The 14,572-nt window shown below is 71.7% G+C and carries 16 protein-coding genes; 6 read left to right on the forward strand and 10 right to left on the reverse strand.

Features of this window, described 5'->3' with window-relative positions; genetic code table 11:
• The first annotated feature begins 112 nt into the window (after positions 1–112).
• The 3 genes from ITJ50_RS13200 to ITJ50_RS13210 all read left to right on the forward strand — a co-directional run bounded on the left by ITJ50_RS13200 (position 113) and on the right by ITJ50_RS13210 (position 3,288).
• On the forward strand, positions 113–1,519 hold the full coding sequence (locus ITJ50_RS13200; RefSeq protein WP_071252005.1) for an APC family permease: 1,407 nt from the start codon (positions 113–115) through the stop codon (positions 1,517–1,519).
• Complete coding sequence (locus tag ITJ50_RS13205) at positions 1,516–2,445, forward strand: acetamidase/formamidase family protein (RefSeq protein ID WP_042538158.1); 930 nt, start codon at positions 1,516–1,518, stop codon at positions 2,443–2,445. Before ITJ50_RS13200 ends, ITJ50_RS13205 begins: the two co-directional genes overlap by 4 nt.
• Positions 2,446–2,520: 75 nt before the next feature.
• Positions 2,521–3,288, forward strand: a complete 768-nt coding sequence (locus ITJ50_RS13210) for an SGNH/GDSL hydrolase family protein (protein WP_228499929.1) — start codon at positions 2,521–2,523, stop codon at positions 3,286–3,288.
• 6 nt (positions 3,289–3,294) lie between these two features.
• Here the strand turns inward: ITJ50_RS13210 and ITJ50_RS13215 are convergent, their stop codons facing one another.
• The 3 genes from ITJ50_RS13215 to ITJ50_RS13225 all read right to left on the reverse strand — a co-directional run bounded on the left by ITJ50_RS13215 (position 3,295) and on the right by ITJ50_RS13225 (position 5,700).
• Positions 3,295–3,786, reverse strand: a complete 492-nt coding sequence (locus tag ITJ50_RS13215) for a GNAT family N-acetyltransferase (protein ID WP_194590675.1) — start codon at positions 3,784–3,786, stop codon at positions 3,295–3,297.
• Positions 3,787–3,790: 4 nt separating this feature from the next.
• Positions 3,791–5,194, reverse strand: a complete 1,404-nt coding sequence (locus ITJ50_RS13220) for an LLM class flavin-dependent oxidoreductase (RefSeq protein WP_323749912.1) — start codon at positions 5,192–5,194, stop codon at positions 3,791–3,793.
• Between the two features lie 137 nt (positions 5,195–5,331).
• Complete coding sequence (locus ITJ50_RS13225; protein WP_017888480.1) at positions 5,332–5,700, reverse strand: VOC family protein; 369 nt, start codon at positions 5,698–5,700, stop codon at positions 5,332–5,334.
• A 62-nt stretch (positions 5,701–5,762) separates the two neighbouring features.
• Here ITJ50_RS13225 and ITJ50_RS13230 point away from each other — a divergent pair, with 62 nt between their 5' ends.
• Together ITJ50_RS13230 and ITJ50_RS13235 are read left to right on the forward strand one after the other, a co-directional pair.
• The gene (locus ITJ50_RS13230; RefSeq protein ID WP_194590676.1) at positions 5,763–6,212 is read left to right on the forward strand and encodes a MarR family winged helix-turn-helix transcriptional regulator; all 450 of its coding nucleotides are present in this window, start codon (positions 5,763–5,765) and stop codon (positions 6,210–6,212) included.
• A gap of 28 nt (positions 6,213–6,240) precedes the next feature.
• Positions 6,241–6,696 (forward strand): GNAT family N-acetyltransferase, encoded by a 456-nt coding sequence (locus tag ITJ50_RS13235; protein WP_194590677.1) that lies wholly within the window; start codon positions 6,241–6,243, stop codon positions 6,694–6,696.
• On the opposite strand, the gene ITJ50_RS13240 is transcribed toward ITJ50_RS13235, so the two are convergent.
• Positions 6,650–7,225, reverse strand: a complete 576-nt coding sequence (locus ITJ50_RS13240) for a TetR/AcrR family transcriptional regulator (protein WP_194590678.1) — start codon at positions 7,223–7,225, stop codon at positions 6,650–6,652. The two genes, ITJ50_RS13235 and ITJ50_RS13240, sit on opposite strands and share 47 nt — an antisense overlap.
• A 95-nt stretch (positions 7,226–7,320) precedes the next feature.
• On the opposite strand from ITJ50_RS13240, the gene ITJ50_RS13245 reads away from it, so the two are divergent.
• A complete protein-coding gene (locus ITJ50_RS13245) occupies positions 7,321–8,373 on the forward strand; it encodes a zinc-binding alcohol dehydrogenase family protein (protein WP_194590679.1) in 1,053 nt (350 codons plus the stop codon).
• Here the strand turns inward: ITJ50_RS13245 and ITJ50_RS13250 are convergent.
• From ITJ50_RS13250 to ITJ50_RS13275, 6 genes are all read right to left on the reverse strand, one after another.
• A complete protein-coding gene (locus tag ITJ50_RS13250; RefSeq protein ID WP_194590680.1) occupies positions 8,360–8,836 on the reverse strand; it encodes a GNAT family N-acetyltransferase in 477 nt (158 codons plus the stop codon). The two genes, ITJ50_RS13245 and ITJ50_RS13250, sit on opposite strands and share 14 nt — an antisense overlap.
• A 27-nt stretch (positions 8,837–8,863) precedes the next feature.
• The gene (sufU, locus tag ITJ50_RS13255; protein WP_042538174.1) at positions 8,864–9,313 is read right to left on the reverse strand and encodes a Fe-S cluster assembly sulfur transfer protein SufU; all 450 of its coding nucleotides are present in this window, start codon (positions 9,311–9,313) and stop codon (positions 8,864–8,866) included.
• Positions 9,310–10,602 carry an aminotransferase class V-fold PLP-dependent enzyme gene (locus tag ITJ50_RS13260; RefSeq protein WP_017888471.1) on the reverse strand — a complete coding sequence of 431 codons (1,293 nt, stop codon included), beginning with the start codon at positions 10,600–10,602 and terminating at the stop codon, positions 9,310–9,312. Before ITJ50_RS13260 ends, sufU begins: the two co-directional genes overlap by 4 nt.
• A gap of 135 nt (positions 10,603–10,737) precedes the next feature.
• Positions 10,738–10,950 (reverse strand): antitoxin, encoded by a 213-nt coding sequence (locus tag ITJ50_RS13265; protein ID WP_017888470.1) that lies wholly within the window; start codon positions 10,948–10,950, stop codon positions 10,738–10,740.
• 95 nt (positions 10,951–11,045) lie between these two features.
• The gene (locus ITJ50_RS13270; protein ID WP_017888469.1) at positions 11,046–12,329 is read right to left on the reverse strand and encodes a chloride channel protein; all 1,284 of its coding nucleotides are present in this window, start codon (positions 12,327–12,329) and stop codon (positions 11,046–11,048) included.
• 100 nt (positions 12,330–12,429) lie between these two features.
• Positions 12,430–14,541 (reverse strand): alpha-galactosidase, encoded by a 2,112-nt coding sequence (locus ITJ50_RS13275; protein WP_194590681.1) that lies wholly within the window; start codon positions 14,539–14,541, stop codon positions 12,430–12,432.
• Positions 14,542–14,572 lie beyond the last annotated feature (31 nt).

A 14,572-nucleotide genomic window follows, 5' to 3' on the forward strand; every position in this document is an offset into this window, starting at 1 on the left:
CCCGGCCCCGACCAGCCGGGGGGGGGGGGGGGGGGCCCCCCCCGCGCCTCCAGACCGGAAGTCCCCACCCCCCACAGCCGCACCCGTCCCTCCACCCGAAACGGAACCCGACATGTCGCAGCAGCACAGCGAGCTCTCCGCACAGCAGCAGCTCGAGGCCTACGGCTACAAGCAGGAGCTCAAGCGCTCCGTCAGCACCACCGACCTGCTCATCTACGGGCTGGTCTTCATGGTCCCGATCGCCCCGTGGGCGATCTTCGGGACCGTCTACAACGCCTCCAGCGGCATGGTGCCGCTGGTGTACCTGGTCGGCCTCGTCGCGATGATCTTCACCGCTCTGGCCTACGCGCAGATGGCGAAGTCGATCCCCCTCGCCGGCAGCGTGTTCTCGTACGTCGGCCGCGGCATCCACCCCACCGCCGGGTTCTTCGCAGGCTGGGCGATCCTGCTCGACTACCTGCTCGTCCCGACGCTGCTCTACGTGTTCGCCGCCGAGAGCATGGTCGGCATCTTCCCGGGCACGCCCCGCTGGCTGTGGGCGCTCGTGTTCGTCGCGATCAACACCGTCATCAACCTGGCCGGGGTGTCCTCGCTCAAGCTCGCGAACCGCATCTTCCTGCTCATCGAGCTCGTCTTCGTCGCGATCTTCGTCGTCATCGCGATCGTCGCGCTGACCGGCGGCACTATTCCGGACGCGTCCTTCAGCACCGCGCAGATCTGGGACCCGGCCAAGGTGTCGGCCCCGCTCATCGCGTCGGCGCTGTCGATCGCGGTGTTGAGCTTCCTGGGCTTCGACGGCATCTCCACCCTGTCCGAGGAGTCCACCGGCCGTCGTGGCGGAGCCGGCACGGCGATGATCCTGGCGCTCGTCATCGTGGCGTTCCTGTTCATCCTGCAGACCTGGCTCGCCAGCGCCATCGCCGGGGGTCGTGACGCGTTCCCGAAGGGTGAGGCCGGAAATGCCTTCTTCACCATCGTCGAGCAGGCGTCGTCGAGCGGGTGGGCCACCGCGTTCTTCGCCGTCAACGTGCTCGCCGTCGGCATCGCGAACGCCATGGCCGCGCAGGCCGCGACGAGCCGCCTCCTCTTCTCGATGAGCCGCGACCGTCAGCTGCCCGCGTTCCTGCACAAGCTCAACGGTCGCCAGGTGCCGCAGAACGCGATCATCGTCGTCTCGGTGCTGTCCGCGATCCTGGTGCTGTTCTTCGTCGGGCAGATCGACACGATCTCGTCGCTCGTGAACTTCGGCGCGCTGTTCGGCTTCATGCTCCTGCACGTGTCCGTCTTCGTGCACCACGTCGTCAAGGGGAAGTCGCGCAACTGGCTGCTGCACCTGGTCGTGCCGCTGATCGGGTTCCTGATCATCGGGTACGTCCTGCTGAACGCCGCGGTCGAGGCGAAGGTCGGCGGCATCGTCTGGCTGATCGTCGGCGCGGCAGTGTTCCTGTACTACCGACGCACCGGCCGTTCCACCGAGGTCGGCTCGGAAGCAGAACCGACGACGGAGGACGCACGATGACCCCGGACCACTTCCTGCCGAACACCCTCGGCCGCCCCGGGTTCTCCGCAGACCGGGAGCCCGTGCTGCGGGTCCGCCCCGGCACCGGCGAGACCATCGGCTTCGAGACCACCGACGCCGTCTACGCCGAACTCGACCAGCACCACGACATGGCGCAGCTGCAGGCACCGATCAACCCGGTGACCGGCCCGGTGTTCGTCGAGGGGGCAGAACCCGGCGACACCCTCGTGGTGACCATCCACGCCATCGAGCTGACCACGCACGGGTGGTCGGTGTCCCTGCCCGGCTCCGGGGCCCTGCAGCACGTGATGGGCGACCGGGTCTTCGCCCGCCGATGCCCGATCTCGGACGGCACGGTGCAGGTGTCCGACCGGCACCGGTTCCCCGTGCGGCCGATGATCGGGTGCATCGGGACGGCCCCGGCCGAGGGTGAGAACTCGACGATCATGCCGGCCTACCCGGAGGGCGGCAACATGGACGTCACCGAGGCCCGCCCCGGCTCGACCGTGTCCCTGCCCGTCCGGGTCCCCGGCGCGCTGCTGTCGATCGGCGACATCCACGCGCTCATGGCCGAGGGCGAGTCGTCGTTCGTCGCCATCGAGGCCCAGGGCACCGCGATCGTCTCCGTCGACCTGGTCAAGGGCGGCCCCGTGCTCCGCGCACCCCGCATCGAGACCGCTGACGACTGGCTGTTCGTCGGTCTCGGCGACCCCGTGCAGGAGAGCGTCCGGCGCGGGTACGAGGACGCCTTCGCGTTCCTCGTCGACGAGCACGGCTGGACCGCCGAGGACGCCTACGCGGTGCTCAGCGCGGTCGGTGACTCGAAGCTCGGCGGGCCGACCGGCTCCACCGCGCCGGACCCGTTGCACCCCTTCGCCGCCGTCGGCGCAGTCACCCTGCACCGGGTCCCGAAGTCGGTGCTATGAGGGTTCGCTGATGCGGGTTCCCGGTACGACTGTCGTGCCGGGAACCTGCACAGGCATGTGCACGATGATGGGCGCATGCACGACACCATCCGCTACGTCGCGATCGGCGACAGCTTCTCGGAGGGCATCGGCGACGCCGGGGCCGCTCCGTTCCCCGGCTGGACCGGACGACTCGCGAGCGCGATGGCGGGCGCCTCGGACGCCCACGTCTCGTACGCCAACCTCGCGGTGCGCGGCCGACTGCTCGCCGGGGTCCTCGACGGCCAGCTCGGCGCCGCACTCGCGCTCGACCCGGCGCCGACCCTCATCACCTTCTGCGCCGGCGGCAACGACCTGCTGCGCCCGCGCTTCGAGGTGGACGCGCTGATCGGGCAGGTCGAGGCCGCCGCCGACCGCGTCGAGGCCACCGGCGCGCGTCTGGCGCTCCTCAGCCCGGCCGACCCGAGTGCCCGCCTGCCCCTCGGTTCCCTGATCAACCGCCGCGGTGACGCCTGGGCCGAAGCGCTCGGCACGCTCGCCCGACGCCACGGCCTGCCGTTCGTCGACGTCTCCCGCGACCCGCACCTCGGCCGCGCCGAGTTCTGGTCGGACGACCGGCTGCACATGAACGCCACCGGGCACCAGCGCGTCGCGGACCTGGCGCTGCACGCGGTCCTCGACGGCCCCGCGCCGCTCGAGCCCGCGGACGCCGGCGCCACCCGGGCCCGCCTGGGAGAAGAGCTCCGCTACTACCGCGAGTACGTCCTGCCGTGGCTGCAGCGCCGGATCACCCGCACGTCGTCGGGCGACGGGCGTTCGGCGACCTACCCGACGTGGACGCCGGTGCACGGTCGGGACGCGTAGCCAGCATCAGCCCGCGACGTAGACGCGGGTGGTGACGCCGCTCAGCGCGTGCGCGAACTCGTCACCCGTCGCCACGAAGCCACCCGCCTCGTACAGCCGCACCGCCCGGTCGTTGTCGCCGAGCACGTGCAGCACCACGCGCGGGTGGCCGGCAGCCCGGGCGTCGTGCACGGCCTCGGACAGCAGCGACCGTCCGACCCCGCGGGCCTGCACGCCGGGACGCACCGCGAGCAACGACAGGTAGGCGGCGTCCGCCGGGTCCGTCGACCGTCCGGTGCCGGGTGCCGTGACCAGCACGAAGCCGTCGACCGCACCGTCGGGTCCGGGCGCCACCAGCCAGGCGACGTGGTCAGCGGCGAACTTCTGCCGGGCGCGCTCCCGGACCGCCGGGTCCTCCGCGGCGCCGTCACGGGCCGCAACGGCCGCGGCCCACAGGTCGAAGCAGGTGTCGGTCTCCTCCGGGGTCGCAGGACGCACGACCACGGACGACTCGATCACCCGATCAGCCTACGACCGCCCGGCTCCCGATCCTGAACGACGCCCCACGGTGCTCGTCGGGCAGGCGGTCCCCGCGTCCGTGCAGCTTCTGCCGGAGCGAACCCGACTCGTACGCCTCCGGGTAGGCCCCGCGGGCACGGAGTTCCGGGATCACGAACTCGATGACGTCCTCCCACGTACCCGGGGTGACCGCGTACGCCAGGTTGAAGCCGTCGACGTCGGTCAGCTCCTGGATCTCCTGCAGCCGGTCGGCGATGGTCGCTCCCCCACCGACCGCCACCGGGCCGAGCCCGCCGATCGCCGTCTGCCGCGCCAGGTCGCGGATCGTCCACTTCGACCCGTCCTCGCCGGTCGCTGCCGCGATGTTCGCCGCCGCCGACTGGATCGCGTTCGACTCGACGTCGCCGAGGGGCTGGTCCGGGTCCCACTGCGACAGGTCGACGCCCATCCAGCCGGAGTTGAGCACCAGCGCACCGAGCTCCGACGCGTACGACAGGTAGTCCTCGTACTTCGCCTGGGCCAGCTCGTCGGTGGCGTCCGTGATCACGGTGAGCAGCGTGTAGACGCGGGCTGCGTACCGGTCGCGACCAGCTGCCTCCAGGGCGTCCCGGACCTTCGCGACGGTCGACGCGAGCTGCTCGACGGTCGGTGCACCCACGAAGACCGCCTCCGCGTTCTCCGCGGCGAAGCGGATGCCGCGCGGCGACGCGCCCGCCTGGTAGATGACGGGCGTGCGCTGCACGGACGGCTCGGACAGGTGGATGCCCGGCACGTCGAAGTGCGTCCCGTGGTGCTCGATCGGGTGCACCTTCGCCGGGTCCGTGAAGACCCCGGCTTCGCGGTCGGCGACGACGGCGTCGTCCTCCCACGAGCCCTCCCACAGCTTGTAGAGGACCTCGAGGTACTCGTCCGCTACGTCGTACCGGTCGTCGTGCGACAGCTGGTCCGTCTGGCCCATGTTGCGTGCGGCGCTCGGCAGGTACCCGGTGACGACGTTCCAGCCGACCCGGCCCTCCGTCAGGTGGTCGAGCGTCGACATGCGTCGGGCGAACGGGTACGGGTGCTCGTACGCGGTGCCGGCCGTGATGCCGAAGCCCAGGTGCTCGGTCACCGACGCCATCGCCGACACGAGCAGGATCGGGTCGTTCACGGGCACCTGCGACCCGGTGCGGAGCGCGGCCTCGTTCGAGCCGCCGTACACGTCGTAGGTGCCCAGGACGTCGGCGATGAAGATGCCGTCGAACGCGCCGCGCTCGAGCGTCTTCGCCAGGTCGGTCCAGTAGGTCAGGTCGCGGTAGTCCCGCGACCGGTCGCGGGGGTGCCGCCACAGTCCGGAGGACTGGTGCGCGACGCAGTTCATGTCGAACGCGTTGAAGCGGATCTGCCGGTGCTCGCTGCTGGTGGTCACGGGTCGAGACGCTACGTCGGACACCTCGGACCGTCACGGATCGTGACGAAGCGTGACGGTCGGCTCCGGCGACGGACTGGAGGCCCGCCCCGCGTCCGGCGCGCCGCCCGCGCCCGACGCATGGCCGGCTCCGGGGCTCAGGCGCGGTCGTGGAGCGTCACGTGGTAGCCGTCGGGGTCGGCGAACGTGAACGTCCGGCCGAACGGGCCGTCGATCGGCGCCGAGACGATCCGGTGCCCGTCGGCGACCAGCGCGTCGTGGATCGCCTGGACGTCGGTCGCGTGCAGCCAGATCGCGGCGCCGATGCCGGGCTGTGCCACCGCGTCGAGGTCCGTGCCGGGGACGATGTCACGCAGGGCGAAGGCGATCGGCGTCGTCTCGAACACGACGGCGTGCGGCGGGCCGGCCTGGGAACGGACGAGACCGAGGTACCGCTCGTAGAACGCCTGCGAGGCATCGAGGTCGCGGGTCTGCAGGGAGATGAAGTCGGGGCCGGTGACGGGCATGTGGTGCTCCTCAGGTTCGTGTCAGTCTTCTGACACGGGACAACCTATGTCAGACTACTGACATGCGTCAAGACGACACCGGCATCCACCTCGAGACGTCGATCGGCTACCTGCTCAAGGAGACCGCGAGCGCCCTCCGTGCCTCGATGGAAGCCGTGCTGCGCCCACTCGGCATGACGGTGACGCACTACTCCTGCCTCGAACTGCTGGCGCAGCGACCCGGCCTGTCGAACTCCGAGCTCGCGCGCGGCACGTTCGTCACCCGGCAGTCGATGAACGTGCTGCTGCAGACCCTGGAGCGGGACGGCTTCGTCACCCGTGCCACCGAGCCGTCGGTCGGCAAGGCGCTCCCCACGCAGCTGACCGACAGCGGACGACGGAGCCTGGCGCAGGCGAGTGCGGCGATCCGCGGGGTCGAGCAGCGGATGCTCACCGACCTGACCGCGGACCAGCAGACCGAGGCCCGTCAGATCCTGCGGAGCATGGTCACTTCGCTCCGCAGTGCGGTCTGAGCGCTCGCGGGGTTCGTAGGCTGAGCGGATGGACGTCGCACTGCGGAACAGCACCACCGAAGACCTCGAGTGGCTCGTCGAGCTCCGGGCCGTGGTGCTGCGCGACGACCTGACACGACTCGAGGTGTTCGACGAGGCGCGTGTGCGACAGCGCCTCCGCGACGCGTTCCAGCCACAGTTGACCCGCATCGTCGTGGTCGACGGCCGCGACGTGGGCTCGATCACCGTGCGCAACGAGGACGGCGTCCGCTGGGTCGAGCACTTCTACCTCGCGCCCGACGTCCAGGGCCGTGGGGTCGGGTCGACCGTGCTGCGCGCCGTCCTCGACGAGCCCCACGACGGCTCGACTCGGCTCAACGTGCTGGTGGGCAGCCCTGCCCGCCGACTGTACGAACGACACGGCTTCGTGCTCGACACCGACGACGGTGTCGACGTGTTCATGACGCTGCGGGCCGCCGATCGAGCACCCCACGGAGCGCACTGAGCTGCTCGTCGACGATGTCGGCCATCCGGCGCTCGGCCGGTCCGGTGAGCCAGGCCTCGAGCGCCAGGTGGAACAGCATCACGGTCGTCTCGGCGATGACCGCCGCCTCGGACGGGTCGAGCCCGCGGCCGACGAAGGCCTCGCGCACGGCGTCCGTCAGGTCGGCACGCTTCCGTGCGTCGCGCTCCCGGAGCGACGGCTCGGACAGCACCAGCCGCCGCACCGAACCGACCTGGTCATGACGCCCCTCGAACCGCTCGTCGGCGACGGTGCGGAGGCCGCGCACGACGATGTCGAGCGGGTCGACCCCGGCCGGCGCGCCCTGGATGGCGGCCCGGGCGAGGTCGGGGATCTCGTCGCCGGCGAAGATCACCTCGCGCTTGTCGGCGAAGTGCCGGAAGAAGGTGCGGGTCGTGAGTCCGGCCCGTGCGGTGATCTGCGGCACGGTCGTCGCCTCGTAGCCCTGCTCGGCGAACAACTCGAACGCCGCTCGTTCGAGTCGCCCTCGGGCATCCGGAGACCAACGCATGTGTTCACAGTAGTGGCGATGACACGGCGTGTCATGGTTGACTGGGCGATGACACGTCGTGTCATGACTCACTTCGAGCAAGAGATCGGGACACCATGTCGTCATCCGGCAACGCAGCACTGTGGACCACGTCGACCGGACGGTTCGCCGTCGGACCCGCTCCGGTCCCCCAGCCCGGCCCCGGCGAACTCGTCGTCCGTGCCGAGGCCGTCGCGGTCAACCCGGTCGACGCCGTCAGCGGGCTCTTCCGGCACCTGGTGTTCCCGAAGCTGCGGTTCCCCGCGGTCCTCGGGTCGGACGTCGCCGGCACCGTGGTCGCGATCGGCCCGGACGTCGAGCGGTTCCGCGTGGGCGACCGGGTCGTCGGGCACGCGGCGGGGCAGGAACAGCACCGGAACAGCGCTGCCGAAGGCGCCTTCCAGCACCAGGTCCTGCTGCTCGAACGCGTGACGACCCCGGTTCCGGATGCCCTGCCCGCCGAGCAGGCAGCGGTCCTGCCACTCGCCGTCTCGACCGCCGCGGCAGGTCTCTTCGAGCCGGACCAGCTCGCGCTGTCGCTCCCGACGGCAGACACGGTCGACCGCGACGGGGTCGTCCTGGTGTGGGGTGCGTCCACGAGCGTCGGCGCCAACGCCGTTCAGCTCGCCCGGGCCGCCGGGTACGCCGTGATCGGCACCGCATCGCCGAAGAACCACGGGTTCGTGCAGGACCTCGGGGCCGAGGCCGTGTTCGACTACCGCGACGACGGTGCCGCACGCCGCATCCTCGACGCACTCGCCGACCGGGAGCTCGCCGGCACCCTCGCCTTCGGTCAGGGTTCGTTGACCCGCACGCTCCCGATCGTCCGGACGGCCACCGGCTCCGGCCGGCTCGCATCCGCGTACCCGACACCGGTGACGACGATCCGTGCGCGGCTCGAGCGCCGACACGGGGTCCACGTCACTGCGATCTGGGGCGGCCGCCCGACGGAGTCCGAGGTCGGCCCCGCGATCTACCGCGACTTCCTGCCCGAAGCGCTCCGCACGGGTCGGTACCGTGCCACCCCGACCGCCTCCGTCGTCGGATCGGGACTCGCCGCGATCCCCGACGCCCTGGCCGAGCTCCGCGACGGTGTCTCCGCCCGGAAGCTCGTCGTCACGCTCCCCTGAGCGACTTCGCGTACCAGCGGTCCGAGTACGGATCATCGTTGAACGGCGACACCCGGACGAAACCGAGCCGTTCGTAGAGCGCACAAGCTTCGGCGAGCTCGGCCCGCGTGTCCAGCCGCAGCGACGTGGTCCCGCGGTCTCGGCAGAAGTCCTCCACGTGGCGCAGGAGCGCCGAACCGATGCCTCGGCCGCGGTGTTCCGGCAGTGTGAACACCTTCGTCAGCTCGCCGACGGCACCGACGAAGCGCACGCCGGCGCAGGCGACAGCGGCTTCCCCTTCACTCGCGACGACGAACACCCCGGAGTCACCCTGCAGGTCGTCGTACGGCTCCTCGTCGAGCGCGCGGTCGACCTCGGCCGACGTCGCCGCCCGCCCGTACCACCGCGACGCGACCTCGGTCAGGTAGGCCCGCACGATCGCGTCGGCCCGGCCTGCGCCGGGTCGCTCCGTCTCGAAGATCATCGCGCTCCCTGCGTGGCCGCACCCGGCTCAGCGGGACGCGGTCGCCTCGCGCGCGGCGGCTTCCGCCGCGACCCAGGCGAGCATGCCGCACTTGACGCGCATGACGAACTTGGAGACGCCGTGGAAGGCGACGAGGTCCTCGAGGACGTCCTCGTCGGGTTCACCGACGCCGCGTGAGCGCATCATGGTGCGGAATTCCTCGGTCAGTGCGAGGAACTCGGGCACCGTGCGGCCGACGGCCATGTCGGTGAGGACCGATGCCGAGGCCATCGAGATCGAGCAGCCGTCACCCTGCCAGGCGAGCCCGGCGATGCGGTCGGTGCCGGCTTCGAGCCGCAGGCTGACCGTGATCTCGTCGCCGCACGTGGGGTTCCGCTCGAAGTGCGAGGCGTCCGCGTCCGGCATCGCACCGTCGCCGTGCCGCGCCTTCGCGTGGTCGAGGATGACCTGCTGGTACAGGCTGTCGAGGGCGTTCACGCGGTCGCTCCGAAGTAGTCGCGGATCTCGGCGACGGCTGCGAGGAACCGGTCGACGTCGTGCTCGGTCGTGTACACGTACGTGCTGGCACGGCTCGTCGCGACGAGGCCGAGCCGGCGGTGCAGGGGCTGGGCGCAGTGGTGGCCGGATCGCACGGCGATGCCCTGCGCGTCGAGGTACTGCGAGACGTCGTGGGCGTGCACACCGTCGACGTCGAAGGACACCAGGCCGGAGCGCGGGACACCGGCGGGCGGGCCGACCAGGCGGATGCCGGGCACGGCAGCGAGGCCGACGAGCATCCGGCGGGCGAGGTGCTCCTCGTGGGCGCGGACCCGTTCCATGCCGATGCCCTGCAGGTAGCGCACGGCCTCGGCCAGGGCGACCGCCTGGGACACGGGCTGCGTGCCGGCCTCGAACCGCTCGGGCGCTGGCATGAACTCGGAGCCCTCCATCGTCACGGTGGTGATCATCGAGCCGCCGGTGCGGAACGGCGGCAGGGCGTTGAGCAGCTCGCTCCGTCCCCAGAGCACGCCGATGCCGTTCGGGCCGAGCATCTTGTGCCCGGAGAACGCGGCGAAGTCGACACCGAGCTGCTGCACGTCGAGGGGACGGTGCGGAGCGGACTGGCAGGCGTCGAGCACCACGAGGGCACCGCGGGCGTGGGCGAGGCCGACGACCTGCTCCACGGGGGCGATCATCCCGGTGACGTTCGAGACGTGCGAGAACGCGACGACTCTCGTGCGGTCGGTGATCAGCGCTGCGGCGTCGTCGGCGGTCCAGGTGCCGTCGTCGGCGACCGGGATCCAGCGCAGGGTCGCACCGGTCAGGGCTGCGAGTTCCTGCCACGGCACGAGGTTGGCGTGGTGCTCGGCCTCGGTCACCAGGATCTCGTCGCCGGCGCCGAGCCGGAAGCGTGCGGCGTCGACGCCCCCGCGACCGCGGCTGGCGTTGGCCATGCCGTAGGCGACGAGGTTGAGAGCGTCGGTGGCGTTCTCGGTCCAGACGACCTCGGCCGGGGCAGCCGCGCCGATGAACCCGGCGACGGTGGCACGGGCGTCCTCGTAGGCGTCGGTGCTGAGCGCCGCGAGCGTGTGCGCACCGCGGTGGACGGCGGCGTTGTCGTGCTCGAGGAAGCGTCGCTCAGCGTCGAGGACCTGGCGCGGGCGTTCCGCCGTCGCCCCGGAGTCCAGGTACGCCAACGGTTGCCCGTTCACGTCCTGCGCGAGGATCGGGAAGTCCTGCTTGATCGCCTCGACCTCGGTCTCGGTGAGCGGCTGGTTCGGCGCCACGACTGTCACGTCTCGTCCTCCTGGTGCTGCTGTCCGGAGCAACCCGTCCATGGTGTCCGTTGTTCCCGACCGCGTCCAGTCGGCACGGTGACGGCCCAGGACCACGCCGGGACCTGGGCCGTCGCACGTCGTTCGTTACTCGTTGCCGATCTTCTCGTCCGCTGCGTCGCGGGCGCCGTCGATCTTGTCGTCGTACTTGCCGCCCGTGGCCTTCTTGACCGCGTCGGCCACGCCGCCGAGCACCTTGTCGCTGACGTCCTCGGCCTTCTCGCTCTTCAGGGCGTCCTGGACCTTGCCGTCCTTCAGGAACTCCTGGGCCTTCTTCGTGATGTCGTCGAACCCCGCCATCGGCTGCTCCTCGTCTCGGTGCGGAGCCCGTCGCTCCGTCCTGGCGCCGACAGTAGGCCCCTGGGCCGCCGTCCGTACCGGAACGTCCGGGGTCCTCACACCATCTGGGCGCTGCGACGACGGGCGAGGACGTACCCGACGGCGACCGCGCCGGACACCGCGAGCAACGAGGGCACGAGGATGTCGGTGCCCTGCTGCGTGAACTCGACGACGAGCACGAGCGCGGTGAACGGTGCGCGCATGGTGGTGGCGAGGAAGGCCGCGGCACCGACGAACGCGAAGGCCGCCAGGCTCGGGCCGTCCGCCGGCCAGAGCAGCAGCCACGCGCCACCCAGTCCGCCGCCGATCGCCGAACCGATCGCGATCGAGGGGGTCAGCGTGCCACCGACCGCACCAGCGCCGATGGTGGCCGAGGTGGTCACGGTCCGCAGGACACCGAGCAGCAGCAGGAACACGACCGGCGAGAGACCGGCGAACGACGAATCGTCCAGGGCACTGTTCATCGCGACGAGGCCGAGCGCGCGCCCGTTGCCGAGGATCTCCGGGAACGGGATCGCGATGAGCCCGACCATCGCGAACACCAGCGGCAGCACGACGAGCAGGTGCCAGCCCTTCGGCGCGATGCCCTGCAGCCGGTTGGTCAGCTTCACGAACCCGACCCCGGCGAGCCCGAGCACCGGCCCCACGACGATCGCCCAGACCAGCAGCGACGGCGACAGGTGCATCGCGGGCACGTGGTAGAGCACCTCGTCCGGGATCACGAGCCGGGCGGTGATGGCGGCGACCGCACTCGTGGCGAAGGCGGGCAGCGCGGTCGCGAAGCTGATCTCGCCGAGCAGGACCTCGACCGCGAACAGGGCACCGCCGAGGGGCACGTCGTACACGGCGGCGAGGCCGGCCGCGGCACCGCAGGCCACGAGGATCTTCGTCTCGCGCGCCGTCAGCCCCGCACGACGGGTGACGAGCTGGGCGAGCCAGGCCCCGACCTCGCGCGGCGCGACTTCCTTGCCGATGGACGCCCCGAGCCCCACGGCCAGGATCTGGACGCCGGCGTTCGCGAGCGTCGCCAGGGCGGGCATCCGCTTGCCGTCGACGGCCGCGGTGACCGAGACGATCGAACGACCCCACCGACGGAGCGCCCACCAGGCGAACCCGGTCAGGACCCCGGCGGCGGTGAGCGCGAGGAACCGGTTCAGCCCGGAGGGGGCGTCGGCCGCCTCGAGGTGCCCACCGAACCCGTACCCGAAGGCGACGAACTGGATGAGCTGGAGCGCGAGCCAGACCGCGATGCCGGCGATGCCGCCGGAGACGCCCACCAGGGCGGTGACGACGGCGAGCTTGAGGGCCCAGACCGGGGTCGCGTGTCCGGAGTGCGGCATGACCGGAAGCCTAACGGGCCGGACGCACCCGATGACGGACCGCGACGGGCCCGCCGGACGCGGGGCGGGCCTCCAGGCCGGGTGTCCCGACCACCCGCCGTCAGACGGCCGTCACCCGGAACGGCACCACGCCCTCGGCCGGCATGAGCGGCGGCTGCAGGCCGACGGTGCCGAGCACCCGTCCGCTGAAGACGCGCGGGCCGGACCACCAGTCCGGTCGAACCAGGTCATGACCGGCCCCGATGACCACGGGGTCGACGCGGTACGACGTGTCCGGGTCGAGGTCGCGGAAGGTGACCCGGCCGGTGCCGGACACCTCGGAGCGCCCGATGCTCGCCAGGAAGAAGACCGCCTGCTGCCGGTCCGGCGTGACCGTGCCGTACACGAGCCGCGAGTCGTCGACCTCGTCCGAGCGCACCAGGTCGCCGCCGTGCAGGAGTGGGCGGAGCTCCCGGTACAGCGCGATCCACTCGGTGAGCGCCCGGGACTCCTCGGCGGTCGCGCCGGCCAGGTCCCACTCGATGCCGAGGTGTCCGACCAGGGCGGTGCCGGCGCGGAAGGCGAGGTCGTGGACGCGACCGGTGGTGTGGTTCCGGCCGCTGGCGATGTGCGAGCCGAGCATCTCCGGCGGCAGGAGCTGCTGCGTCCACCGGTGCATCTGCTGACGCTCGAGCGGGTCGATGTCGTCGGACACCCACACCCGCGCGGTGTGCTCGATGACACCGAGGTCGACGCGGCCGCCACCCGACGAGCACGACTCGATCTCCAGCGCGGGGAACCGCTCGCCGAGCGTGGCCATCAACCGGTACGCCGCGAGGGTCTGCTCGTGGACCGCTGCACCGCCACCGGGGAAGCCCGCCTCGACGAGGTCGCGGTTGTGGTCCCACTTGACGTACTCGATGCCGTACTCACCGATGATCGCCGTCATCCGCTCGAGCACGTACGCGAAGGCCTCGGGGATCGCCAGGTTGAGCACCTGCTGGTCGCGGGAGCGCGCGGGCAGTCGTCCGTCGGCCTGCAGGATCCACTCCGGGTGGGCGCGGGCGAGGTCGCTGTCCTCGTTCACCATCTCGGGTTCGAACCACAGGCCGAACTCCATGCCGAGTGCACGGACGCGGTCGACCAGGGGTCCGAGCCCGTCCGGCCAGACGGCCTCGTCGACGTACCAGTCGCCGAGGCCGGCGTGGTCGTCGCGGCGCCCGCGGAACCAGCCGTCGTCGAGCACGTAGCGTTCGACGCCGAGGGCCGCAGCACGCTCGGCGAGGTCGACGAGGCGGGCCAGGTCGTGGTCGAAGTACACGGCCTCCCACACGTTGATCGTCGTCGGGCGCGGCGTCGTCGGGTGCTGCGGGCGGCTGCGGAGCCAGCGGTGGAACCGTCGGGCCTGGTCGTCGAGTCCGTCGCCGTGCGCGAAGTACACCCACGGCCCCTCGTAGGTGGCACCGGTGTCGAGCCGGACCTCGCCGGGCAGCAGGAGTTCGCCGCCGCCGATGACCTGGCGGCCGGTGGCGAGCCGTTCGGCGTGGTGCCTGTGGTTCCCGCTCCACGCGGTGTGGACGCCCCAGACCTGGCCGCGGGCGAAGCCGAAGCCCGGCTCCCCCACCGTCAGCACGGTCGCCGCGTCGGTGCCGGTGCGGCCCTTCCGTCCCTCGCGCTGGTGGGTGCCGACGACGAGTTCCCGGCGCTGCGGGGTCCGTTCCTTGCCCCAGCGGCCGGCGAAGTCCAGGATCTCGCGGGCCCCCGACGGGATCGGCATCGCGAGCGTCAGGTCGTCGACGGTGTAGGCGCCGTCGGCGGTGTTCGTCACGCTCGCCCGGGCCCGCACGAGCCCGGAGCCGAGCATCTCGGTCACCACCCGGACCGTGAGCCCGGCGGTGGTGTCCGCGGCGTCGGCGGTGACCGTGGTGTCCGTGACCGCGAGGGCCGTCACCGTGAACGCCGGCGACCAGTCGGCACCGTCCCGGTGCCCGGCGAGCCCCGGACGGCCGCTCCAGCCGCGGTGCGGTTCGGGCAGCACCGACAGGCGGACGGGGGCGTCCATCTCGTTCGGGGACACCGGGGTGACGTCGGCGTCGGCGAGTGCCGTCAGTGCGGCGGTGTCGAGCGGGCCGAGCGCCGCTCCCCAGTGCACGACGGCGGGGAGCGCGTCGTCACGGCAGTCGAGGACGAGCGAGACGCCACCGGCGCTCAGGTGGACGAGTTCGTGCGGCATGCGGGCTCCAGTCGGCGTCGTTGCACGTCAG

The sequence above is a fragment of the Curtobacterium sp. VKM Ac-2889 genome (assembly GCF_015350855.1).
In the GTDB taxonomy this organism is placed as follows: domain Bacteria; phylum Actinomycetota; class Actinomycetes; order Actinomycetales; family Microbacteriaceae; genus Curtobacterium; species Curtobacterium poinsettiae.